The following is a 24625-nucleotide window of genomic DNA, read 5'->3' as shown; positions in this document are numbered from 1 at the left end:
CCCGCGCCTCAGGCGCGGGATCACCAGGAAGAGGTGGCGAAACTTATCGACGTCACTACCTGTATCGGCTGTAAAGCCTGTCAGGTGGCGTGTTCCGAGTGGAACGACATCCGTGATGAAGTGGGCAACAACGTTGGGGTGTATGACAACCCGGCTGATTTGACCGCGAAATCCTGGACGGTGATGCGCTTCTCGGAAGTGGAACAGAACGACAAACTTGAGTGGCTGATCCGTAAGGATGGCTGTATGCACTGCGCCGATCCGGGCTGCCTGAAGGCGTGCCCGGCTGAAGGCGCAATCATTCAGTATGCCAACGGTATCGTCGACTTCCAGTCCGAGCAGTGCATCGGCTGCGGCTACTGCATTGCTGGCTGCCCGTTCGATGTGCCGCGCCTCAACCCGGAAGACAACCGCGTGTACAAATGTACGCTGTGCGTCGACCGTGTGGTGGTCGGGCAAGAACCGGCCTGCGTGAAAACCTGCCCAACCGGGGCGATTCATTTCGGCACGAAAGAGTCGATGAAAACCCTGGCCGGTGAGCGCGTGGCGGAGCTGAAAACGCGTGGTTACGATAACGCGGGTCTGTACGATCCGGCAGGCGTTGGCGGTACGCACGTAATGTACGTATTGCACCATGCCGACAAGCCGAATCTGTACCACGGTCTGCCGGAGAACCCGGAAATCAGCGCCACCGTGAAGTTCTGGAAAGGCATCTGGAAACCGTTGGCAGCGGTCGGCTTCGCAGCGACGTTTGCGGCCAGTATCTTCCACTACGTCGGTGTGGGTCCAAACCGTGCGGAAGAGGAAGAAGACAATCTGCATGAAGAGAAAGACGAGGTGCGCAAATGAAACGACGTGACACCATCGTGCGCTACACGGCGCCGGAACGCATCAACCACTGGATAACCGCCTTCTGCTTTATTCTGGCGGCAGTGAGCGGGATGGGTTTTCTCTTCCCGTCTTTTAACTGGCTGATGCACATCATGGGCACGCCGCAACTGGCGCGAATTGTGCACCCGTTTGTCGGCGTGATCATGTTTGCCTCTTTTATCATCATGTTTTTCCGTTACTGGCACCACAATCTAATCAATCGGGATGATATCTTTTGGGCGAAGAATATTCGTAAGATTGTCGTCAACGAGGAAGTAGGTGACACGGGACGTTATAACTTCGGCCAGAAATGCGTATTCTGGGCGGCGATTATCTTCCTGGTGCTGTTACTGGTGAGCGGAGTGATCATCTGGCGTCCGTATTTTGCGCCTGCTTTCTCAATCCCGGTGATCCGATTCGCGTTAATGCTGCATTCATTTGCCGCAGTAGCGTTAATTGTGGTTATCATGGTGCACATTTACGCCGCCCTTTGGGTGAAAGGCACCATTACCGCGATGGTGGAAGGATGGGTTACTAAATCGTGGGCGAAGAAACATCACCCGCGCTGGTACCGTGAAGTCCGCCAGAAACAGGAAAAGTCATCTGAATGAGTATTCGCATAATCCCGCAAGATGAGCTGGGTTCGAGCGAGAAACGCACGGCGGATATGATTCCGCCGTTATTGTTCCCCAGACTCAAAAATTTGTATAACCGCCGCGCTGAACGTCTGCGCGAGCTGGCCGAAAACAACCCGCTGGGCGATTATCTGCGCTTTGCCGCGCTGATCGCCCACGCACAGGAAGTGGTACTGTACGATCATCCGCTGCAGATGGATCTGACCGCTCGTATCAAAGAAGCGAACGATCAGGGCAAGCCGCCGCTGGATATCCACGTCCTGCCACGTGACAAGCACTGGCAAAAACTGCTGCAATCGTTAATTGCTGAGCTGAAGCCAGAAATGAGCGGCCCTGCGCTGGCGGTGATCGAGAATCTGGAAAAAGCCTCAGAGCAGGAGCTGGAGCTGATGGCCAGCGCGCTGTTTGCCTCTGATTTTGCCTCCGTCAGTAGCGATAAAGCCCCGTTCATTTGGGCCGCACTGTCGCTCTACTGGGCGCAGATGGCAAGTCTGATCCCCGGCAAAGCGCGCGCTGAGTACGGTGAACAGCGTCAGTTCTGCCCGGTATGTGGTTCGATGCCGGTCTCCAGCATAGTGCAAATCGGTACGACTCAGGGGCTGCGTTATTTGCACTGCAACCTGTGCGAAACCGAGTGGCACGTGGTGCGCGTGAAGTGCAGCAACTGCGAACAGAGCCGTGACTTGAACTACTGGTCGCTGGATAACGAGCAGGCGGCAATTAAAGCCGAAAGCTGCGGCGACTGCGGGACTTACCTGAAGATTCTCTACCAGGAAAAAGACCCGAAAGTCGAGGCCGTGGCCGACGACCTCGCGTCACTGATGCTGGACGCCCACATGGAGCAAGAAGGCTTTGCCCGCAGCTCCATCAACCCGTTCTTATTCCCGGGTGAAGGGGAGTAAGTTGTAAGATCTTCCCCCGGCAAGTGAACCAGACTGCCGGGGATTATCTTAGCGCCTGAATGACATGTTTTGGATCGTTGGCAATGGCACGTAACAACGCTTTTGCTGGACCGGTCGGTGAACGACGCCCCTGCTCCCAATTTCGCAACGTATTCACGCTTACCGATATCAAATCTGCGAAACGAGTCTGTGATAATCCTGAAGACTGACGGATTTCCTTTATTTTCATGGCGTCAATATGAAAGGTACGAGAAGGCTGCCGCGTTCCTTCAGCGATCTCATTCATCTGAATCATACTTTGAGTTAATCGCTCAAATAGTGCCTTATCCATTTACCCCCCCTCATTCAACATACGCAGCAGTACTTTTTCCTGTGGAGTCAGATCATCCTTGATCCCTTTCTGATAAATCAGCAACAAACGAATTTATGATTTCCTGATTTGATGAAAGTAGATAATCCTTACACCGCCACGTTTTCCTTTCCCTCGCGCTCTCCAGCGAACCTTTCTCAGGCCCCCTGTATCTTGTATCAGATCGCCACAATCGGGCTGAATCGTAAGGAATATCTGTAGTCTACGGTATTCATCATCATCCAGTAATTTTTTGACGTCTTCAGTAAAGATTTCCGTTTCTATGAATAGCATTTTGAGTACGCCATTGGACTATATTAATAGAAATCAACTATACGTCAATGGCGTATAGTGTATTTTTCTCACAATACCGAATTCAAACCGCAGAAACCAATGACGGTATTTAATCTGCGAGCTGCTTTCCAGAATCATACCCGCCCCCTTTTTTCCCATTTTCATTCGTGAGTATCCAGGTTATAAAACTGTATATATATACAGGCAAGGAGAATAATGAATGGCACTGGAAAGCGGGATTGCGCAGTTAGTGGAGGCATTTATCGCGGCGGGACGCCCTTCTTCACGCGAGCAGAATATTGATGACCGGAGAGCAGGCTACATCGCCAGTACTGCACTGGCAGGAGAAACTGAAACACGCGTACAAGTTGAAGATATTGAACTCGATGCCATGACGTTTCGCGTTGTTTCGCCGCGGGGCTGCACAGGAAATCTCCCCTGCGTTATCTATTATCACGGCGGCTGCTTTGTCAGCGGTGGTTTTGCCACCCACGATAACCAGTTAAGGCAGTTAGCTTTTTACAGCCGTTGTCGCGTGATTGCGGCGCAGTACCGACTTGCACCAGAGCACACCTTCCCGGCCGCACATAACGATGCCGAAACTGGAGCCAATACTATCTGGAAATATGCCCAGAAACTGGGGATAGATCGCGAGAACATTACGCTTGCCGGTGACAGCGCGGGTGGGCATCTGGCGCTGGTCACCGCGCTACGCCTGAAAGCCGCCCGTCAATGGCAACCTGCGCAGCTTATGTTGATCTACCCGATGCTGGACGCAACCGCCAGGTTTGCGAGCTATGACCATAATGGACAGGATTACATTATCACCCGCGACACGCTGCTGTCGGGCTACGAGATGTATATGCCGCGAACCAATCCACTGCATCCTGAAGCCAGTCCGCTCTGGCGTGAGGACTTCGCCGGTCTGCCATCCACGCACATCATTACAGCTGAATTCGACCCACTGCGAGATGAAGGCGAGGCCCTGTATCAACGGTTCCAGGAGCAGGGTGTGGAATGCACTTGCCAGCGCTATCTCGGTGTCATTCATGGCTTTTTCCAGCTCGGAGGTGTGAGCCAGGCGGCACGAAGCGCCATACGAGATGTGGCCTGGCGTGTTGTAAGTCCATCAACAGGCAAAATGACCTAAAATTCAATTTTGTTTTCAACTTGAAAACTGGATAACGTTGCGCTAAATTGTTTTCAGGTTGAAAACTTTGTAATGGAACTACATTGTGCATGTTATCAGCCGAAAACCGTTCAATGAAGCGATGCTCATGTATCCAAACCATGAGCTTGCTCTCACTGAGTTGCTGAATGTTCTGGAGAAAAAAACATTCACTCAGCCTGAAGAGATGAAGCTGTATATTCCTTCACTGGATAATTTTAAGTACAGAGATAAATGGTGGGTGATTGATGTTTCTGGTAATAGCCTAAGACTCATCTCCTACATAGATTTCAGGTCACATAAGATATTTGTCAAACATATCGTTTCCCATGCCGAATATGACAAACTGACAGCATATTATCGGGGTAATAAAGAATGAGAACGCATCGTCAGATGGATGCCGCCAGCGCAAAAAAGATCGTTGATACTTTCAGCGATGCGGTAAAAAACCTCCCACTGTTGGGGGAAGAACGAAATGACACTGAGTATCGCAGGGCACTAGCGCTAGTGGAGTTTCTGGTCGACCACGACGATCTTGAAAACCCCCTATTCGAATTACTCAGTGCCCGAATCAGTGAATACGAAAAACATGCGCCGCAATTCAAAGCACTCACCCAACACCTGGAGAAAACGCCCCCTGGCGTTTCAGTATTGCGAACGCTCATGGATCAATACGGTCTCAAAGCAGCAGATCTTGCCAACGAACTTGGTTCTAAATCGAACGTCAGCAACATCTTAAATGGCCGCAGAGCACTAACGGTTAATCATATTAAAGCGCTTACACAACGCTTTAAACTACCAGCGGATGCCTTCATCGAGTAGTTGGATATGTCCAGCTACTCTTCCTCATTTCCGCCCTCTTCATACGCGCCAAACGGTTTCGCGGGTAGCACAATATACGTGCCTTCAAACACGACGCCAGGCGAGTCATCGCCAAATACCTCGACCTGCATCTTCACACGCGCCTTGCGGCCTCTCGCCAGACGGTCGAGGTCACCACTCAGCGAGCCCAGGTCGGCGATGGCGGTCGGTTTCCCGGTGATCGGCCTGCTGTAGCGGATATGCGCATCGGCAAGGATAATGGTTCCCCCCAAATGACGTTCACGCAGCATCAGCCAGATCAGCCCCCAACCCGTTAACGTGGCCAGAGAAAACAGGCTCCCGGCAAACAGAGTATGGTGCGGATTCTGATTACCCGTCTCGGGCATCGTCGTAATAAATTTCTGCCCGGTATACTGTTGAATACGCACGCCCATTTTCTCACTCAAGGGAATATGTTCGTACCAGGCTTGCTGTAACTGTCCGCACCAGTCGCCGCGATGGAGAATATCGTCCAACGTCGCGATGGGCTTAATCATCAAAAAGTGGCGCACTGGCGTGGTTTGCGGTGTGGTGATCTCTCCCTGGCTCACAAACCCCAGTTTGGCGAAAAATTCGACCGCATCTTCACGGGCGCTACAGGTTACGCGCTTTACCCCTTCCTGACGCGCGACAGACTCCAGGGTCATCGCCATCAATGTTCCCAGCCCTTTCTCCTGCACGGAGGGGTCAACAGCCATAAAGCGTATGGAGGCTTCGTTATCCGCATTGATATACAGACGCCCTACCGCGACCAGATTACCCTCTTCGTCCACCACCATCTGGTGATGCGCCATTGCGTCCCAGGCATCCCGTTCAGAGCCTTTAGGCTGGTGCAATGGTTTACGCAGCATCTCCCAGCGAAACTGGTAGTAACGCTCCAACTCTTCTTCTGTTTGCGGTACTCGAAGGTGATACATAGCTGTACTCTCTCTTGTTGCCCGCGGCCACACCGGTAGCTGGTTCATACTTGTAACCAGAACGTCACGGGGCCATCATTAACCAGCGAAACCTGCATATCCGCAGCGAATCGACCGGTTTGCGTATTCATTTCCTGTTGGCGGCAACGCTCAATAAAGTACTCATACAGTGCTTCTGCCCGATCGGGCGCGGCGCCTTTTGAAAAGCCTGGGCGCATGCCGCGCTCAGTATCTGCCGCCAACGTAAATTGCGAGACCACCAGCACGCTGCCGCCTGATTGCTGCACATTCAGGTTCATTTTGCCTTCGGCATCGCTAAAGATTCGATAGCCGAGTACGCGTTCGCACAGGCGGTTCGCTTTTTGTTCGTCATCATCCCTTTCGACACCTAACAGGACCAAAAGTCCTGGGCCAATTTCACCCGTCACCTCGCCCTCCACGGTGACGCTGGCACGGGTTACGCGCTGAATTAATGCAATCATGGTTGCTCTGCTTCTTCTTGTTCTGCGGCTTGTTTAAGTTTGCGGTATTCCCCGAGAGTGACAGTTATTTCCGCGCCTAGCAAGACGATACACCACGTCCAGTATACCCAGACAAATAAAATGGGGATCACCGCCAGGACACCGTAAATGAGCTGATACGACGGGAACATCGTGATGTAGAGCGCAAATCCTTTCTTTCCGGCTTCGAACAACACGGCGGCCACAAAAGCGCCAATAACCGCATCACGGTTGGGCACACGGGTTGTCGGTACAATGCTATAAAGCAGCCAGAATGAGAGCCAGGAAAGCACCAGCGGGAAAATACGCAGAATGTTATCAATCACCGTGTTGAGATCGCTGGCCCAGCGCAATGACAACAGATAAGAGCTGATCGCCAGACTGGCCCCCGCCAGTAGAGGACCTAGCGTTAAAATCATCCAGTAAACGGCAAAAGAGTAAACTTTAGGGCGAGTGCGCTTACTGCGCCAGATAGTATTCAGCGCGTTATCAATGGAATACATCAGCAATAACGCCGTAACAATCAGCCCACATGCTCCAACGGCGGTCATTTTGTTCGAGTTGGCGACAAACTGTTCGATATAACGCTGGATAACGTCACCCGTCGCCGGGATAAAGTTCGCAAAAATAAAATGCCGTAACTGGACACTAACGTCAGAAAACATCGGAAAGGCGGCAAAAAGAGCAAACACAACGGCAATAAGCGGCACTAATGAGAGCAATGAAACGTAGGCAAGATTCCCTGCCAGCGTCGTCATGTTGTCTTCATCAATCCGCTGCCATAGTAGCTTCAGCCAGGCCCGTACAGGACGCGTATGGTGCCTGGCTTGTTGCTGAACATTTTTTAGCATAACAACTTCGCGAAATAGTCAGGAATGGTCGCTTTATCGATGACCTGGATACTGGTAATACCTAACCGGTTAGCCCCTTCAATATTATCGGCGTTATCGTCAAAAAAGACCGCATCGTGCGCAGAAAAACCTTCAGCCTGCAGGACATGCTGGTAAATCCGCGCTTCCGGTTTACGCATGCCCAGATCCTGGGAAAGATAAATATGGTCCGCGGCCTGACGGATCTCGGGGTATTCATCCGGCCAAAACGTTGTGTGCAGACGGTTGGTATTCGACAAAACGACCACCCGATGCCCCTGCTCACGCAGTTTGTGCATGATATCGATAACCTCTGGGCGTAACGCGACAAAAACCGCCTGCCAGCCGTGGGAAAATTGCTCGTAGCTTAGCGGCAGCGCCATCTCATGGCATAGCGCCTCCGCAAACGCTTCATCCGTTATTTCACCTCGCTCATGCTGGTGAAAAGCCTCGCCCATGCTGAAACTTTGCTTTAGCGAAGCTAGCGGTACACGGCTCAGATCGCTCCATGTGCCTAACACGCGATTGAAGTCGATATCGACAATCACATTACCCAAATCAAAGATATAGAGCATGCCCTTCTCCTTATTCGCCGTGGATGAATAACTGTAGCGGGAAAGAAGAAGTTTGACTATGCGCGAATGATGGCTGCGAATTTATCGAGCCATCATTGGGAGAATTACCCGACCTGAGCATCATCCTGTGACGGACTCACCTGCACAATTTCCACCTGCTGAGACTGGAGTAAATTATGCAATGCGGGACCAGGGTATTCATCGGTAAACAGCGCGGTCACCTGAGACACATTGCCAATCTCTACCGCGGCAGAAGCCGTGTATTTCGTATGATCCGCAGCCAATAGAATATGCCTTGAATGGGCCATCATCGTTTTCACGACGCTGGCCTCGTTGACATCAAACTCCAGCAAAGCGCCATCACTTTCGATCGCGCCGACGCTGGTCACCAGGTAATCAGCCCGAAAATCAGCGACAAATGCCGTAGCGGAAGGACCGATAATGCCACTGTTATGCGGACGTAACGTTCCACCTGGCACCATAACTTCAAAACGTGGATTGTTATAAAGAATATGTGCCACGCGCAGGCTGTTAGTGATAATGCGTAAATGATTATGGTTCAATAGCGCCCGCGCCACCTGCTCAACGGTGGTGCCAATAGTAATAAACACCGTTGATCCATCAGGAATATAGTCAGCCACCGCTTCCGCGATGGCTTTTTTCTCTTCCGTCCACGAGACTTCACGCTGCTCGAACGCCGTATTCACCACGCTGGAGGCTCTGCCCGCGCCACCATGATGACGCGTAATTAATCCCTGCTCGCTGAGTTTACGAATATCACGACGCACGGTCTGCGTGGACACGTCCAGCAAGTTGGCAAGCTCATCAATATTCATATAACCGCGCTCGCTAATCAGCATCAGTAGCTGATCGTGTCGCGGATTACCGGTCAGTTCGGTAAGACTCATGAAATTTCCTCGAAAAACCATTGCCCTGGCATTTTATACAAAAAGTGACAGAAAAGATCGGGTTTGATCACAGTCAGGGATTCCGGCTCGTCCTCCCGGGCGCGTGCATTTTAGCGCCGCAACGCCACTGGCGAACCTGACAGCGTCTTGTGGGTTATTTCCGTTAGCCAGACTGAACGCGAGCGCGCCGTGAAAAACATCCCCGGCCCCGGTGGTGTCAACAACGTCGACGGTAAAACCAGATTGATGCTGCAAAGTATTATTTTCTATCCAGTCGCAACCTTCACGCCCTCGCGTCACATAAACATGTCCATTTGTGAGCGTTTTTGCTTTTTTCAGTCCGACCTGCGGATCGTTTATCCCGGTCATACGCGCCAGACCCGGTTCAGAGAACGCGGCATGATCGCTTAGCGCTACCAGCTCACGGATATCCTGCGGCGTTACGTCACCATCCAGTACCGTCATGACTCCCGCCCGGCGTGCCAGCGTGAACGCCTGTTTGGTCCCCTCGTGCCAGCGAACATCCGCTAACACCACATCCCACTGGGAAAAATCAATCTCATTGAGCCAGCCAGCGTCATGCAGTAAATCCGGGCTGGGATAGTTAACGATAATTCGTTCCCCTTGTGCATCAACCAGAATTGCCGATTGGGAGGATTGCGCCCCCACGTAGCGTCGGGTGTAGCGTGTATTCACCCCCAAGGATTCCAGCTCCGCCAGCAGGCTATTTCCGGTGTCATCGTCGCCCACACGACCAATAAAATCCACCTGCGCGCCCAACTTCGCTGCAGCCACCGCGGCCGTTGCCGCAGGCCCGCCGCCCACTTCCGTATAACGCTTCGCCACATATTTACCTCCTTCAGTCGGTAACTCCTCCACGTAATAGATGCGATCCATCACGGCAATACCTACACAAGCAATACGAATCATGGTCATTCCTTAGGCGTTTCAAGATGGGATCATTTTAATTTCACAAAATGTTTAAAAAGTGACGGCTGTCAATTTTTTGACCATAAATTACAAATACGATCAAAAACAGACAAAACAAGCGACCTTAAATGACAAAAAATGACATCCACGTCTCAGGAGAACGTTATGGCAGTTATAGCATTTATCGGATTAGGTCAGATGGGTTCACCCATGGCGAGCAACTTGCTGAAGCAGGGTCATCAACTCAGCGTCTTTGACGTTAACCCGGATGCCGTTCAGCGCCTGGTGGAAAAAGGAGCACAGCCTGCCAGCAGCCCGGCCCAGGCAGCAAAAGAGGCGGAATTTGTCATCACTATGCTCCCCAATGGCGATCTGGTGCGCAGCGTACTGTTCGGTGAACAGGGAATCTGCGAAAGCCTCTCCCCGCAGGCGTTGGTGATTGATATGTCCACCATTCACCCGCTGCAAACCGACAAACTGATTACCGATATGCGTGCCAAAGGCTTCGACATGATGGATTGCCCGGTTGGACGCACCTCCGATCACGCCGTCGCGGGAACGTTGTTGCTACTGGCGGGCGGAACGCCAGAGCAGGTGCAGCGCGCCACTCCAGTACTGATGGCGATGGGAAATGAGCTGATCAACGCAGGGGGTCCCGGCATGGGGATCCGCGTGAAGCTCATCAACAATTACATGAGTATCGCGCTGAACGCCCTCTCAGCCGAAGCTGCCGTGTTATGCGAAGCGCTCGGCCTCTCCTTCGATGTGGCTCTGAAGGTAATGAGCGGTACCCCTGCCGGAAAAGGCCATTTCACTACCTCCTGGCCGAACAAAGTGCTGAAAGGCGATCTTTCTCCCGCTTTCATGATCGATTTAGCTCACAAAGATCTTGGCATCGCGCTGGATGTCGCAAACCTTCTGCATGTGCCGATGCCGCTCGGCGCCGCCTCCCGCGAAGTTTATAACCAGGCCCGTGCCGCTGGCCGTGGCCGGGAAGACTGGACCGCAATTCTTGAGCAGGTTCGCGCATCCGCCGGGCTAAATAAACACACAGATAAGTAAGGACTGAACAATGACGAAGTACACCCTGAAAGATATCACCCGAGCTTCCGGCGGTTTTGCCATGCTGGCGGTCGATCAGCGCGAAGCCATGCGCTTAATGTTTGCCGCAGCGGGTGCAAAATCCCCGGTCAATGACAGCGTGCTGACCGATTTCAAGGTCAATGCGGCAAAGATCCTGTCCCCCTATGCCTCCGCCATTTTAGTCGATCAGCAGTTCTGCTACCGCCAGGTTGTAGAGCAAAACGCGGTTGCCAAAAGCTGCGCCATGATTGTTGCCGCTGATGACTTTATTCCGGGTAACGGCATTCCGGTCGATAGCGTGGTGATTGATAAAAAAATCAACCCGCAGGCCGTGAAGCAAGATGGCGCCAAGGCTCTCAAACTGCTGGTGCTGTGGCGTAGCGATGAGGATGCCCAGCAGCGTCTGGATATGGTTAAAGAATTCAATGCGCTATGCCACTCCAATGGCCTGCTGAGCATCATCGAGCCGGTTGTCCGTCCACCGCGCCGCGGCGATAAGTTCGATCGCGAGCAGGCCATTATCGATGCCGCAAAAGAGCTGGGCGATAGCGGCGCCGATCTCTACAAGGTCGAAATGCCGCTGTATGGCAAAGGGACCCAACAGGAATTGCTCAGCGCCTCTCAGCGTCTGCATGAAAACATCAACATGCCGTGGGTCATTCTCTCTTCCGGCGTGGATGAAAAACTGTTCCCACGCGCGGTCAGTGTGGCGATGACCGCTGGCGCATCCGGCTTCCTGGCCGGGCGTGCTGTCTGGTCATCAGTTATTGGCCTGCCGGACACCGAACTGATGCTGCGCGACGTTTCCGCACCGAAGTTGCAGCGTCTGGGCGATATCGTCGACGAAATGATGGCCCGCCGTTAATCGAGGATCAAAGCATGAAATGGTTTAACACCTTAAGCCACAACCGCTGGCTGGAGCAGGAAACTGACCGCATCTTTAACTTTGGTAAAAATGCTGCTGTCCCGACCGGTTTTGGCTGGCTGGGAAATAGTGGTCAGGTCAGAGCGGATATGGGTACGCATCTGTGGATCACCGCCCGCATGCTGCACGTTTACTCCGTTGCGGCATCCATGGGTCGCCCCGGCGCATATCAGCTAGTCGATCACGGAATTAAGGCGCTGAACGGCGCGCTACGCGACACACGTTACGGCGGCTGGTACGCCTGCGTAAATGACGAAGGCGTGATGGATGCCTCCAAACAGGGCTATCAGCATTTCTTCGTCTTGCTTGGTGCAGCCAGCGCGGTCACTACCGGGCATCCGCAGGCCAGACAATTGCTGGATGACGCTATCGAAGTGATTGAGAAGTACTTCTGGAGCGAAGATGAGCAGATGTGTCTGGAGTCCTGGGACGAAGCCTTCAGCCAGACGGAAGATTACCGCGGCGGCAATGCCAACATGCACGCGGTTGAAGCCTTCCTGATCGTTTATGACGTTACCCATGATCGCAAATGGCTCGATCGCGCACTGCGTATCGCATCGGTAATTATTCACGACGTGGCTCGCAGCGGGGAGTATCGCGTCAACGAACACTTCGATTCACAGTGGAACCCAATCCGCGATTACAACAAAGAGAATCCAGCGCATCGTTTCCGTGCCTACGGCGGCACGCCGGGCCACTGGATCGAGTGGGGCCGTCTGATGCTGCATCTGCATGCCGCGCTGGAGGCCCGCTTTGAAACACCTCCCGCCTGGTTGCTGGAAGATGCCAAAGGCTTGTTCCACGCCACCATCCGTGATGCCTGGGCACCGGACGGTGCGGATGGTTTTGTCTATTCGGTGGACTGGGACGGAAAACCCATCGTGCGCGAAAGAGTGCGCTGGCCAATAGTCGAAGCAATGGGTACCGCCTATGCCTTGTATACCCTTACCGGCGACAGCCAGTACGAAGCCTGGTACCAGAAGTGGTGGGACTACTGCATCACGTATCTGATGGACTACGAGACCGGTTCATGGTGGCAAGAGCTGGACACCAATAACAAGGTGACCACCAAAGTCTGGGACGGTAAGCAGGACATTTATCACCTGCTGCACTGCCTCGTGATCCCACGTTTACCGCTGGCTCCGGGTCTTGCACCGGCAGTTGCAGCCGGTCTGCTGGATATCAACGCCAAATAAGTCACGAGGTGAGCTGTCATGCATAGCGGTGGAAAAACCCTTCATCTTCAGGCTGGTCATTACCAGGCGAAAATCGTCACGGTTGGCGCTGGGTTAGCAGAATTGACGCACTTTGGGCGTCACGTCGTTATTCCACATAAGCCGGAAGAGATGCCGCTGGCACATTTGGGAAAAGTGTTAATTCCCTGGCCAAACCGTATTGCAGACGGCTGCTATCAACATAACGGCAAGGCCTTTCAGCTTGCCGTTAACGACCCTGTTTCGCATACCGCCATTCATGGATTACTGGCCTGGCGCGACTGGCAGATTAACCAACTGTCAAACACGGAAGTGTCGCTGACGATTTTTCTACCGCCTTCTTATGGTTATCCCTTCGCGCTGTATTCAGAGGTGATTTACCGGTTGGATGCTGCCCGCGGACTGCACGTCTTTATTCGTACCCAGAATGTGGGTGACGAAATCGCACCGTATGGCGCGGGAGCACATCCCTACCTGACCTGCAATTTGCAATCCATTGATAGCTGCGAATTAACGCTCCCGGCGAGTGATGTCACCCACGGTGAATGGGATTTCACAACGCCGCGTGTTATCGCTCAGACCACTATCGATCACACGTTCAGGATCTTGCTGCCTGAGGCTGAGTGGGAGGTCAGACTGACCTGCCCAACACAAAAGATATCCACATACCTGCGCAGCCACCAGCCCTGGCTGCAGGTGTATACCGGCGAAAAATTAGCACGCCGCGGCCTGGCAGTAGAACCGATGACCTGCCCGCCCGACGCCTTTAACTCCGGGATTAGCCTGATTCATCTCGCGCCCGGAGAAACGCATCAAATGCATTTTTTAATCGGCAGTGAATAACAGATTTCCGACAAATTACCGAAATACCCTATTTTTACGGAGACGAAAATGAATTCGCTACAACAACGGTCCACCGCATTAGAACTGATGACGTTACAAAATGGATTTACGCTGACGTACCACCAGCGCCCGATCTTACGTCACAGCGCAGAAACCCCTTGCCTGTGGATTGGCGCTGGCGTTGCCGACATTGATATGTTCCGCGGCAACTTCAGCATTAAAGACAAGCTCAACGAGAAGATTGCCCTGACCGACGCCACAGTAAGCGAGTCGCCTGAGGGCTGGCGGGTAGATTTCAGCCGCGGTAATACCATCAACGCCACGCTGCACATTTCTACCGACGAACAGGGTCGTTTGAAGCTCGACCTCCATAACGAGGAACGCAGCCATAACCGTATCTGGCTGCGTCTGGCCGCTAACCCAGACGATCATATTTACGGCTGTGGCGAACAGTTCTCTTACTTCGATTTGCGCGGTAAGCCATTCCCACTGTGGACCAGCGAACAGGGCGTGGGCCGCAACAAAAACAGCTATGTCACGTGGCAGGCCGACTGCAAAGAAAATGCCGGCGGTGACTACTACTGGACCTTCTTCCCACAGCCAACCTTTGTCAGTACGCAGAAGTATTATTGCCACGTTGATAACAGCTGCTATATGAATTTCGACTTCAGCGCACCGGAGTATCACGAACTCGCTCTGTGGGAAGACAAAACCACTCTGCGTATTGAGTGCGCCGAAACCTACATCTCTCTTTTGGAAAAACTGACCGCGCTGTTAGGTCGCCAGCCGGAGCTGCCGGACTGGATTTACGACGGCGTCACGCTCGGTATTCAGGGCGGGACTGAGATTTGCCAGAACAAACTGGACACCATGCGTAACGCTGGCGTGAAAGTAAACGGCATCTGGGCGCAGGACTGGTCCGGGATCCGCATGACTTCTTTTGGCAAGCGCGTGATGTGGAACTGGAAGTGGAACAGCGACAACTATTCGCAACTGGACAGTCGTATTAAGCAGTGGAAAGAAGAAGGCGTGCAGTTTCTCTCCTACATCAACCCGTACGTCGCCAGCGATAAAGATCTCTGCGCCGAAGCCGCTGCACATGGCTATCTGGCGAAAGACGCCTCTGGCGCTGACTATCTGGTTGAGTTTGGTGAATTTTACGGCGGCGTGGTCGATCTGACCAACCCCGAAGCCTACACCTGGTTCAAAGAAGTCATCAAAAAGAACATGATTGAACTGGGCTGCGGCGGTTGGATGGCCGACTTTGGCGAATACCTGCCAACCGACACTTACCTGCACAACGGCGTCAGTGCCGAAATTATGCATAACGCGTGGCCCGCACTGTGGGCGAAATGTAACTACGAAGCGCTGCAGGAGACCGGCAAGCTCGGCGAGATCCTGTTCTTTATGCGTGCGGGCTACACCGGCAGTCAGAAGTACTCCACCATGATGTGGGCAGGCGATCAAAACGTTGACTGGAGCCTTGATGATGGACTGGCCTCGGTCGTTCCTGCCGCACTGTCGCTGGCAATGACCGGTCACGGTCTGCACCACAGCGATATCGGCGGTTACACCACGTTGTTTGACATGAAACGCAGCAAAGAGCTGTTGCTGCGCTGGTGTGATTTCAGCGCCTTCACCCCAATGATGCGCACCCATGAAGGCAACCGCCCTGGCGATAACTGGCAGTTTGATGGCGATGAGGAAACCATTGCCCACTTTGCCCGTATGACCACCGTCTTCACCACCCTGAAACCGTATCTCAAACAGGCCGTCGCGCAAAACAGCGCCACCGGTCTGCCGGTAATGCGCCCGCTGTTCCTGCATTACGAAGACGATGCGCGCACCTACACCCTGAAGTATCAGTACCTGCTGGGACAAGATTTGCTGGTAGCGCCGGTTCACGAACAGGGACGCAACGACTGGACGCTGTATCTGCCGGAGGATAGCTGGGTCAATGTCTGGACCGGGGAAACTTACCAGGGGGGTGAAATTACCGTGGACGCGCCGATTGGCCAGCCTCCGGTGTTTTATCGGGCGAAGAGTGAATGGGCGTCACTGTTTGCCACTTTACGCAACATCTAACACGGCTCGCCCGCGGGGCAACTCGCGGGCACATGGAGAATAATAATGAGTCAGACTTCCTCTAATCCGGCAACCCTACGCTTGCCGTTCAAAGAAAAACTCGCCTATGGGATGGGTGATTTAGGCTCCAATATCCTGTTGGACATTGGTACGCTCTATTTACTCAAGTTTTATACCGATGTCCTTGGTTTACCGGGAACTTATGGCGGTATCATTTTCCTTATCGCCAAGTTTTTTACCGCGTTTACCGATATGGGCACCGGGATTATGCTCGATTCGCGCCGCAAAATCGGCCCGAAAGGAAAATTCCGTCCATTCGTCCTTTATGCCGCATTTCCGGTTACCTTGCTGGCGATTGCCAACTTTGTCGGTACACCGTTTGAAGTCACCGGTAAAACGGTCATGGCAACGGTGCTGTTTATGCTGTACGGACTGTTCTTCAGCATGATGAACTGCTCTTACGGCGCGATGGTGCCTGCAATCACAAAAAACCCGGACGAACGCGCGTCATTGGCTGCCTGGCGACAAGGAGGCGCTACTCTCGGCCTGCTGCTGTGCACCGTCGGCTTTGTTCCAGTGATGAACCTGATCGAAGGCAATTCACAGCTGGCTTATATTTTCGCCGCCACGCTGTTTTCGCTGTTTGGTCTGTTATTCATGTGGCTGTGCTATGCCGGGGTAAAAGAACGCTACGTGGAAGTGAAACCCGTGGATGCCGCGCAAAAACCGGGATTACTGCAATCCTTCCGCGCCATCGCCGGTAACCGCCCGCTATTTATTCTGTGTGTTGCCAACCTTTGCACGCTGGGCGCATTCAACGTCAAGCTGGCGATTCAGGTGTATTACACCCAGTACGTACTGAACGATCCGATCCTCCTTTCCTGGATGGGCTTTTTCAGCATGGGCTGTATCTTCATTGGCGTCTTCCTGATGCCTGGGATGGTCAGACGTTTTGGTAAGAAGAAGGTTTATATTGGCGGGCTGCTGATTTGGGTCGCGGGCGATCTGCTTAACTACTTCTTTGGCGGCGGCTCAGTCAGCTTTGTCGCCTTCTCCTGTCTGGCGTTCTTCGGCTCAGCCTTCGTCAACAGCCTGAACTGGGCGCTGGTTTCCGATACGGTGGAATATGGCGAATGGCGTACCGGCGTACGTTCTGAAGGCACGGTATACACTGGCTTCACCTTCTTCCGTAAAGTTTCACAGGCGCTGGCAGGCTTCTTCCCTGGCTGGATGCTGACGCAAATCGGCTACGTCCCCAACGTGGTGCAATCTGCGAGCACGGTCGAAGGTTTGCGGCAGCTGATCTTTATTTATCCGTGTGCCCTGGCAGTCATCACCATCGTCGCAATGGGCTGTTTCTACAATCTCAACGAAAAGATGTATGTCCGCATCGTTGAAGAGATAGAAGCACGTAAACAACCCGTTTGATAATAATAATGAATAGCGCCCTGCGGGGCGCTATTGAGGAGCGATTATGTCTTTTCATGATCCGCTAACGCTAAAACTGAGCCTGCGTGAAAAATTCGCCTACGGAGTGGGTGACTTCGGCTCAAATTTGATGCTGTGTATCGGCACGCTGTATCTGCTTAAATTTTATACCGATGAACTAGGGATGCCCGCATATTACGGTGGGATTATCTTTCTGGTGGCGAAATTCTTCACCGCCTTTACCGATATGCTGACCGGTGTATTGCTGGATTCAAGGCGAAATATTGGCGCAAAAGGGAAATTCAGACCCTTTATTTTGTATGCATCATTTCCTGTCGCAGTCGTTGCCAGCGCCCAGTTTTTAGCGACTGATTTTACGCTCACGGTGAAAACCGGGCTGGCGACGGTGTTGTTTATGCTGTTCGGTCTGTTCTATAGCCTGATGAACTGCTCCTACGGCGCGATGGTGCCTGCAATCACGAAAAACCCACAGGAACGCGCTCAGCTCGCCGCCTGGCGTCAGGGTGGTGCCACCATTGGCCTGTTATTGTGTACCGTTGGTTTTATGCCAATTCAGGCGCTATTTGTCAGTTCCCCCTCATTGGGTTATCTGATTGCCGCACTGATCTTTTCGGTCTGCGGGCTGTTCAGCATGTGGTGGTGCTTTAGCGGTGTGAAAGAACGCTATATCGAAATCGTGCCGGATCACCATAAGCCCAGCATTCTCAAATCGTTCTGTGCCATTTTCCGTAACCCTCCGCTGCTGGTGCTGTGTGTTGCCAACCTGTGCACACTGGCCGCATTCAACATCAAACTGGCCATCCAGGTGTATTACACCCAGTACGTGCTCAACGATATTCATCTGCTGTCGTGGATGGGTTTTTTCAGTATGGGATGCATTCTGGTCGGCGTGCTGCTGGTTCCCGCAGCCGTGAAACGCTTCGGTAAAAAGCAGGTTTATCTCGGCGGTCTGGCATTATGGGCTGTCGGTGATGTTCTGAACTTTTTCTGGGGCAGTACGTCATTTTTGTTCGTAACGTTCTCCTGTATGGCCTTCTTCGGGACAGCATTCGTCAACAGCCTGAACTGGGCGCTGGTTCCGGATACGGTTGATTATGGCGAATGGAAAACGGGGATCCGCGCGGAAGGCTCGGTGTATACGGGTTATACCTTTTCTCGCAAAATTTCCGCTGCGCTCGCAGGCTTCCTGCCAGGCATCATGCTGACGCAAATCGGTTATATTCCCAACATAACCCAGAGCGATGCGACCCTGCTTGGCCTGCGTCAGCTTATTTTTCTGTGGCCTTGCGGGCTGGCTATTATCGCTGCAATCACGATGGGTTTATTTTATAAACTCAATGAAACGCGTTTTGCTTTTATTATTGAGGAAATCAGCCAACGGAAGAAAAACAACACTCAACCGGATCCTGTTACCGCTAAAAATAATACCTCTGCTGTAAACGTATAAAAATAATTGCCGCTTATTCCATCTTAATGGATGGCGGCTTCCCTACGCTTAAAAAATGGATTTATTATGAAAAAGTTAACGACAATAATGCTCTTATCCTCTGTTGTGTCCACTTCTGTTTTTGCCGGCGCCTATGTCGAGAACCGCGAGGCATATAATCTGGCATCCGATCAGATAGAAGTGATGATGCGCGTTGGCTATAACTCCGATATGGGCGCAGGTATCATGCTCACCAACACCTACACCATGCAACGTAAGGATGAGTTAAAACACGGCTATAACGAAATAGAAGGTTGGTATCCTTTATTTAAACCAACGGATAAATTAACTATCCAGCCCGGTGGATTGATAAACGATAAGAGTACGGGTTCTGGTGGCGCGGCTTATCTGGATGTTAACTATAAATTTACCCCGTGGTTTAATCTTACCGTGCGTAACCGTTATAACCATAATAACTATAGTTCAACCGATCTAAACGGTGATCAGGATAATAACGATACCTATGAAATAGGTAATTACTGGAACTTTACCATCACCGATAAATTTTCCTATACCTTTGAGCCGCACTATTTTATACGAGTCAATGACTTCAACAGCAGTAACGGAAAAGATCATCACTGGGAAATTACGAATACCTTTAAGTATCGTATCAATGAACACTGGTTGCCCTACCTGGAATTACGCTGGTTAGATCGTAATGTGGAACCCTATCATCGCGAACAAAATCAGATTCGTGTTGGGGCAAAGTATTTCTTCTGATACTCCCGAGATAAAAAAAGCCGCTGATAATCAGCGGCTTTTTTATGCTTACCTGAGAAAGAGCGTTAATTACTCTTCTTTCGCGCCACGCATTGCACGGCGACGATCGTTTTCAGTCAGGTGACGCTTACGAATACGGATAGAGGTTGGAGTCACTTCTACCAGTTCGTCGTCATCGATGAATTCCAGAGCCTGCTCCAGAGTCATCTTAACCGGCGGAACCAGAACCGTTGCTTCGTCAGTACCAGACGCACGCATGTTGGTCAGTTTCTTACCAGTCAGGCAGTTTACGGTCAGGTCGTTAGAGCGGCTGTGAATACCGATGATCTGGCCTTCGTAAACTTCTGCACCGTGACCCAGGAACAGCTTACCGCGGTCCTGCAGGCTGAACAGTGCGAACGCAACTGCTTTACCCTGGCCGTTGGAGATCAGTACGCCGTTCTGACGCTGACCCACATCACCCGCACGAACGTCGTCGTAGTGGCTGAAGGTGGAATACAGCAGACCGGTACCGGAGGTCATGGTCATGAATTCTGAACGGAAGCCGATCAGACCACGGCTTGGGATCACGTAGTCAAGACGTACGCGGCCTTTGCCATCTGGATTCATGTTTTTCAGATCGCCTTTACGCTCACCCAGCGCCTGCATCACAGAACCCTGATGCTGCTCTTCAACGTCCAGCGTTACGTTTTCGAACGGCTCTTGTTTACGGCCATCGATTTCGCGGAAGATAACTTTCGGACGGGAAACCGCCATTTCGAAACCTTCACGACGCATGTTTTCGATCAGAACAGACAGGTGCAGCTCACCACGACCGGATACACGGAACGCATCCGCATCTTCGGTTTCTTCAACGCGCAACGCAACGTTGTGCACCAGCTCTTTGTTCAGGCGGTCAAGGATCTGACGAGAGGTAACATATTTACCTTCTTTACCACAGAACGGAGAGGTGTTTACGCAGAAGAACATGGTTACGGTCGGTTCATCAACGGACAGAGCCGGCAGCGCTTCGACATTCTGCGGGTCGCAGATGGTGTCGGAGATGTTCAGTTCGCCCAGACCGGTGATCGCGATGATATCGCCTGCTTCGGCAATATCACTCTCGATACGTTCCAGACCCAGGTGGGTCAGAACTTTACCGACTTTACCGTTGCGGGTTTTGCCTTCGCTATCAATGATAGTGATCTGCTGGTTCGGTTTAACTTTACCGCGTTTGATGCGGCCGATACCGATAACGCCAACGTAGTTGTTGTAGTCCAGCTGAGAGATTTGCATCTGCAGCGGGCCGTCAAGGTCTACGTTCGGAGCTGGTACGCGATCAACGATGGTCTGATACAGCGGGGTCATGTCTTCCGCCATATCTTCGTGATCCAGACCTGCGATACCGTTCAGCGCGGAAGCGTAAACGATCGGGAAGTCCAGCTGCTCGTCGGTAGCGTCGAGGTTAACGAACAGGTCGAATACCTGATCAACAACCCAGTCAGGACGCGCGCCAGGACGGTCAACTTTGTTGATAACAACAATTGGCTTCAGGCCATGGGCAAAGGCTTTTTTGGTCACGAAGCGCGTCTGCGGCATCGGACCATCCATTGCATCCACCACCAGCAGCACGGAGTCGACCATGGACATTACACGCTCAACTTCACCACCGAAGTCGGCGTGCCCCGGGGTGTCAACGATGTTGATACGGTAGTCATTCCATTTGATAGCGGTGTTTTTAGCGAGGATGGTAATCCCACGCTCTTTCTCCAAATCGTTGGAGTCCATCACGCGCTCTTGGGTTTCAGCACGTGCATCGAACGTACCGGATTGTTGGAGCAGCTTGTCTACCAGGGTCGTTTTACCATGGTCTACGTGCGCGATGATGGCGATGTTACGCAAATTTTCGATCACAACTTTGCCTCAGGCATTTTAGAAATAGCGCGTTATTGTACACGGATTAATCGCAGTACAAAACAGGATCACAAACATCCTCCGCAAACAAGTATTGCAGAGTTTCTTTGTGATCACATTCACGGAGCGTTAAAAGGGGTAATCTGGGGTGCTTTGCACCAATATGGTGCTTAATGTTCACATTAAAGCACTATAATGGTGCAATACATCCTTCATGGTGCAGCCCCTTTGCACGATAGTGCGCATGATAACGCCTTTTAGGGGCAATTTAAAAGTTGGCACAGATTTCGCTTTATCTTTTTTACGGCGACACGGCCAATTTTTTGCAGAATTGAAGACTTCGTTACCACGACGACCATGACCAATCCGGGAGAGTAAGTATGTCCGCTGAACACGTTTTGACGATGCTGAACGAACACGAAGTGAAGTTTGTTGATTTGCGCTTCACTGATACCAAAGGTAAAGAACAGCACGTCACTATTCCTGCTCATCAGGTAAATGCCGAATTCTTTGAAGAAGGCAAAATGTTTGACGGCTCCTCAATCGGTGGCTGGAAAGGCATTAACGAATCAGACATGGTTCTGATGCCAGATGCGTCTACTGCACTCATCGACCCGTTCTATGAAGAGTCTACCCTGATCATCCGTTGCGATATCCTCGAACCCGGTACGCTGCAGGGCTACGACCGCGACCCGCGCTCCATCGCTAAACGCGCTGAAGAGTACCTGCGTTCTACCGGCATCGCAGATACCGTTCTGTTCGGGCCAGAGCCAGAGTTCTTCCTGTTTGACGACATCCGTTTCGGCGCATCCATTTCCGGTTCCCACGTGGCTATCGATGATATCGAAGGCGCATGGAACTCCTCCACCAAATACGAAGGTGGTAACAAAGGTCACCGTCCAGGCGTGAAAGGTGGTTACTTCCCGGTTCCTCCGGTAGATTCTTCTCAGGACATCCGTTCTACCATGTGTCTGATCATGGAAGAAATGGGCCTGGTCGTTGAAGCGCATCACCACGAAGTAGCGACTGCTGGTCAGAACGAAATCGCAACCCGCTTTAACACCATGACTAAAAAAGCGGACGAAATTCAGATCTACAAATATGTGGTTCACAACGTCGCTCACCGTTTCGGTAAAACCGCGACCTTTATGCCAAAACCAATGTTTGGCGATAACGGTTCCGGCATGCACTGCCACATGTCCCTGTCCAAGAATGGCGTAAACCTGTTCTCCGGTGACAAATATGCGGGTCTGTCTGAGCAGGCGCTGTACTACATCGGCGGCGTTATCAAACACGCTAAAGCGATCAACGCCCTGGCGAACCCGACCACCAACTCCTACAAGCGTCTGGTCCCGGGCTACGAAGCGCCGGTCATGCTGGCTTACTCTGCCCGTAACCGTTCTGCCTCCATCCGTATTCCGGTGGTAGCTTCTCCGAAAGCGCGTCGTATCGAAGTGCGTTTCCCGGACCCGGCTGCTAACCCGTACCTGTGCTTTGCCGCGCTGCTGATGGCGGGTCTTGACGGTATTAAGAACAAGATCCACCCGGGCGAAGCGATGGACAAAAACCTGTACGACCTGCCGCCTGAAGAAGCGAAAGAGATCCCACAGGTTGCGGGTTCTCTGGAAGAAGCACTGAAAGAACTGGATCTGGACCGCGAGTTCCTGACTGCAGGCGGCGTGTTCACCAATGAAGCTATCGATGCGTACATTGCGCTGCGTCGCGAAGAAGATGACCGCGTGCGCATGACGCCGCACCCGGTAGAGTTTGAGCTGTACTACAGCGTTTAATTTAACTTTTACACTCTCACATAAAAACGTGCAGAGGATGTAATAACCAATGGATTTCTTGCTACAGAAAGGCGGCAATTGAGTGAATCCCCGGGAGCTTACATAAGTAAGTGACTGGGGTGAGCGAAAGCAGCCAACACAGCTGTAGGGAGAAAGACGAAGGTTTTAGTTGCCGTGGAAACTTTCAGCCCATCACACGATGGGCTTTTTTCTCCACTAACAACCTGCTTTTTCGCGCTTTTTATCCATAAAAAGCTATAATGCACTAAAATGGTGCAACACTTTTCAGGAGACTGCTGAATGGCAACCGGCACGCTGCCCGATGCTGGGCAGATCCTCAATTCTTTAATCAATAGCATCTTACTCGTCGACGATGAGCTGTCGATACATTACGCCAACCCGGCGGCACAACAGCTGCTCGCTCAAAGCTCCCGCAAACTGTTTGGTACACCGCTGCCCGATCTGTTGAGTTATTTCTCGTTAAACATCGGACTGCTGCGTGAGAGCCTGGAAGCCGGCCAGGGCTTTACGGATAACGAAGTGACGCTGGTGATAGACAGCCACTCACATATCCTCTCTGTGACCGCCCAGAGGCTGCCTGATGGCTTGATCCTGCTGGAGATGGCGCCAATGGATAACCAGCGCCGTCTGAGTCAGGAACAACTCCAGCATGCCCAGCAAATTGCCGCCCGCGATCTGGTACGCGGGCTGGCGCATGAAATCAAAAACCCGCTGGGCGGGTTACGCGGCGCGGCACAGCTTCTCAGTAAAGCGCTCCCGGACCCGGCGCTGACCGAATATACCAAAGTCATTATTGAGCAGGCCGACCGCCTGCGTAATCTGGTCGACCGTCTGTTAGGACCGCAACAACCGGGCATGCACGTCACGGAAAGTATTCACAAAGTAGCGGAGCGTGTGGTCGCGCTGGTTTCGATGGAAGTACCAGAAAACGTTACGCTAATTCGTGATTACGATCCGAGCCTGCCTGAGTTATTGCACGACCCGGACCAGATAGAACAGGTTTTGCTGAATATCGTGCGCAATGCCCTGCAAGCCTTAGGGCCGGAAGGTGGCGAGATCGTACTGCGTACCCGCACTGCGTTTCAGCTCACGCTGCACGGCGTGCGTTACCGTCTGGCGGCGCGGATCGATGTTGAGGATAACGGCCCGGGTATTCCCTCTCATTTGCAGGACACGCTGTTCTACCCAATGGTCAGCGGTCGCGAGGGCGGTACCGGCCTTGGGTTATCCATCGCCCGTAATTTAATTGATCAGCATTCCGGCAAAATTGAATTTACCAGTTGGCCGGGTCATACCGAGTTCTCGGTTTACCTGCCTATCAGGAAATAAAGGTGACGT

The 24625-nt window shown here is 52.3% G+C and carries 24 protein-coding genes and 1 pseudogene (1 of these 25 only partly in view); 16 read left to right on the top strand and 9 right to left on the bottom strand.

What is annotated here, in order from left to right:
* The 3 genes in view from fdxH to fdhE are tightly spaced (each overlapping or abutting the next) and all read left to right on the top strand, a layout consistent with a single transcriptional unit that may run on beyond the window.
* Window positions 1–849, top strand: the 3' portion of a protein-coding gene (fdxH, locus tag FDW92_RS19710; RefSeq protein ID WP_137400689.1) for a formate dehydrogenase subunit beta. 87 nt of this gene lie to the left of the window's left edge; only the last 849 of its 936 coding nucleotides appear in the window; its start codon lies off the left edge, out of view; the stop codon is at window positions 847–849.
* Window positions 846–1481, top strand: a complete 636-nt coding sequence (gene fdoI / locus FDW92_RS19705) for a formate dehydrogenase cytochrome b556 subunit (protein WP_042313508.1) — start codon at window positions 846–848, stop codon at window positions 1479–1481. The genes fdxH and fdoI overlap by 4 nt, the downstream gene beginning before the upstream one ends.
* Window positions 1478–2407: a formate dehydrogenase accessory protein FdhE gene (fdhE, locus tag FDW92_RS19700; RefSeq protein WP_042313511.1), complete on the top strand. Its 930-nt coding sequence runs from the start codon at window positions 1478–1480 to the stop codon at window positions 2405–2407. Before fdoI ends, fdhE begins: the two co-directional genes overlap by 4 nt.
* Window positions 2408–2450: 43 nt before the next feature.
* Here the strand turns inward: fdhE and FDW92_RS19695 are convergent, their stop codons facing one another.
* Both FDW92_RS19695 and FDW92_RS19690 read right to left on the bottom strand, forming a co-directional pair.
* Window positions 2451–2738: a helix-turn-helix domain-containing protein gene (locus tag FDW92_RS19695; RefSeq protein WP_042313514.1), complete on the bottom strand. Its 288-nt coding sequence runs from the start codon at window positions 2736–2738 to the stop codon at window positions 2451–2453.
* Window positions 2739–3050, bottom strand: a pseudogene (locus tag FDW92_RS19690) (type II toxin-antitoxin system RelE/ParE family toxin).
* Between the two features lie 220 nt (window positions 3051–3270).
* On the opposite strand from FDW92_RS19690, the gene FDW92_RS19685 reads away from it, so the two are divergent.
* The 3 genes from FDW92_RS19685 (at window position 3271) to FDW92_RS19675 (ending at window position 5040) form a co-directional block, all read left to right on the top strand.
* A complete protein-coding gene (locus FDW92_RS19685; RefSeq protein ID WP_042313517.1) occupies window positions 3271–4200 on the top strand; it encodes an alpha/beta hydrolase in 930 nt (309 codons plus the stop codon).
* Window positions 4201–4285: 85 nt separating this feature from the next.
* Complete coding sequence (locus tag FDW92_RS19680; protein ID WP_042313520.1) at window positions 4286–4597, top strand: type II toxin-antitoxin system HigB family toxin; 312 nt, start codon at window positions 4286–4288, stop codon at window positions 4595–4597.
* Window positions 4594–5040, top strand: a complete 447-nt coding sequence (locus FDW92_RS19675) for a helix-turn-helix domain-containing protein (protein ID WP_042313523.1) — start codon at window positions 4594–4596, stop codon at window positions 5038–5040. The genes FDW92_RS19680 and FDW92_RS19675 overlap by 4 nt, the downstream gene beginning before the upstream one ends.
* A gap of 14 nt (window positions 5041–5054) precedes the next feature.
* On the opposite strand, the gene fabY is transcribed toward FDW92_RS19675, so the two are convergent.
* From fabY to FDW92_RS19645, 6 genes are all read right to left on the bottom strand, one after another.
* Entirely contained in the window at window positions 5055–5996 is a 942-nt protein-coding gene (gene fabY / locus FDW92_RS19670) for a fatty acid biosynthesis protein FabY (protein ID WP_032940213.1), read from the bottom strand.
* Between the two features lie 44 nt (window positions 5997–6040).
* Window positions 6041–6478: a D-aminoacyl-tRNA deacylase gene (gene dtd / locus FDW92_RS19665; RefSeq protein WP_042313526.1), complete on the bottom strand. Its 438-nt coding sequence runs from the start codon at window positions 6476–6478 to the stop codon at window positions 6041–6043.
* Entirely contained in the window at window positions 6475–7347 is an 873-nt protein-coding gene (locus FDW92_RS19660) for a virulence factor BrkB family protein (RefSeq protein ID WP_042313529.1), read from the bottom strand. Before FDW92_RS19660 ends, dtd begins: the two co-directional genes overlap by 4 nt.
* Complete coding sequence (gene yihX / locus FDW92_RS19655) at window positions 7341–7940, bottom strand: glucose-1-phosphatase (RefSeq protein ID WP_038635879.1); 600 nt, start codon at window positions 7938–7940, stop codon at window positions 7341–7343. The genes FDW92_RS19660 and yihX overlap by 7 nt, the downstream gene beginning before the upstream one ends.
* Window positions 7941–8044: 104 nt before the next feature.
* Window positions 8045–8848 carry a DeoR/GlpR family DNA-binding transcription regulator gene (locus FDW92_RS19650; protein ID WP_042313532.1) on the bottom strand — a complete coding sequence of 268 codons (804 nt, stop codon included), beginning with the start codon at window positions 8846–8848 and terminating at the stop codon, window positions 8045–8047.
* Window positions 8849–8881: 33 nt separating this feature from the next.
* On the bottom strand, window positions 8882–9778 hold the full coding sequence (locus tag FDW92_RS19645; RefSeq protein ID WP_042313535.1) for a sugar kinase: 897 nt from the start codon (window positions 9776–9778) through the stop codon (window positions 8882–8884).
* 165 nt (window positions 9779–9943) lie between these two features.
* On the opposite strand from FDW92_RS19645, the gene yihU reads away from it, so the two are divergent.
* The 8 genes from yihU to ompL all read left to right on the top strand — a co-directional run bounded on the left by yihU (window position 9944) and on the right by ompL (window position 19583).
* Window positions 9944–10840, top strand: a complete 897-nt coding sequence (gene yihU / locus FDW92_RS19640; RefSeq protein ID WP_042313538.1) for a sulfolactaldehyde 3-reductase — start codon at window positions 9944–9946, stop codon at window positions 10838–10840.
* Between the two features lie 10 nt (window positions 10841–10850).
* Complete coding sequence (gene yihT / locus FDW92_RS19635) at window positions 10851–11726, top strand: sulfofructosephosphate aldolase (RefSeq protein WP_042313541.1); 876 nt, start codon at window positions 10851–10853, stop codon at window positions 11724–11726.
* Window positions 11727–11740: 14 nt separating this feature from the next.
* Complete coding sequence (gene yihS, locus FDW92_RS19630; RefSeq protein ID WP_042313543.1) at window positions 11741–12982, top strand: sulfoquinovose isomerase; 1242 nt, start codon at window positions 11741–11743, stop codon at window positions 12980–12982.
* Window positions 12983–13000: 18 nt separating this feature from the next.
* Window positions 13001–13843, top strand: a complete 843-nt coding sequence (locus FDW92_RS19625) for an aldose-1-epimerase (RefSeq protein ID WP_042313546.1) — start codon at window positions 13001–13003, stop codon at window positions 13841–13843.
* A 48-nt stretch (window positions 13844–13891) separates the two neighbouring features.
* Window positions 13892–15928: an alpha-glucosidase gene (locus tag FDW92_RS19620; protein ID WP_042313549.1), complete on the top strand. Its 2037-nt coding sequence runs from the start codon at window positions 13892–13894 to the stop codon at window positions 15926–15928.
* A 45-nt stretch (window positions 15929–15973) separates the two neighbouring features.
* Window positions 15974–17356, top strand: coding sequence for an MFS transporter (locus FDW92_RS19615; RefSeq protein WP_006686128.1), 1383 nt, complete (start codon window positions 15974–15976; stop codon window positions 17354–17356).
* A gap of 46 nt (window positions 17357–17402) precedes the next feature.
* Window positions 17403–18824, top strand: coding sequence for an MFS transporter (locus FDW92_RS19610; RefSeq protein ID WP_042313559.1), 1422 nt, complete (start codon window positions 17403–17405; stop codon window positions 18822–18824).
* Window positions 18825–18890: 66 nt separating this feature from the next.
* Complete coding sequence (gene ompL / locus FDW92_RS19605; protein WP_042313561.1) at window positions 18891–19583, top strand: porin OmpL; 693 nt, start codon at window positions 18891–18893, stop codon at window positions 19581–19583.
* A gap of 69 nt (window positions 19584–19652) precedes the next feature.
* Here ompL and typA read toward each other — a convergent pair whose 3' ends face one another.
* Window positions 19653–21476, bottom strand: coding sequence for a ribosome-dependent GTPase TypA (gene typA, locus FDW92_RS19600; protein WP_003028641.1), 1824 nt, complete (start codon window positions 21474–21476; stop codon window positions 19653–19655).
* Window positions 21477–21856: 380 nt separating this feature from the next.
* Between typA and glnA the strand changes: the two genes are divergently transcribed.
* Together glnA and glnL are read left to right on the top strand one after the other, a co-directional pair.
* Window positions 21857–23266: a glutamate--ammonia ligase gene (gene glnA, locus FDW92_RS19595; protein ID WP_038635848.1), complete on the top strand. Its 1410-nt coding sequence runs from the start codon at window positions 21857–21859 to the stop codon at window positions 23264–23266.
* Window positions 23267–23566: 300 nt separating this feature from the next.
* Window positions 23567–24616: a nitrogen regulation protein NR(II) gene (gene glnL, locus FDW92_RS19585; protein WP_042313563.1), complete on the top strand. Its 1050-nt coding sequence runs from the start codon at window positions 23567–23569 to the stop codon at window positions 24614–24616.
* The last annotated feature ends 9 nt before the right edge of the window (window positions 24617–24625 follow it).

It is taken from the genome of Citrobacter sp. wls706 (genome assembly GCF_005281305.1).
GTDB classification, from domain to species: Bacteria; Pseudomonadota; Gammaproteobacteria; order Enterobacterales; family Enterobacteriaceae; genus Citrobacter; species Citrobacter werkmanii.
This window is presented reverse-complemented; position numbering and strand designations above follow the sequence as displayed.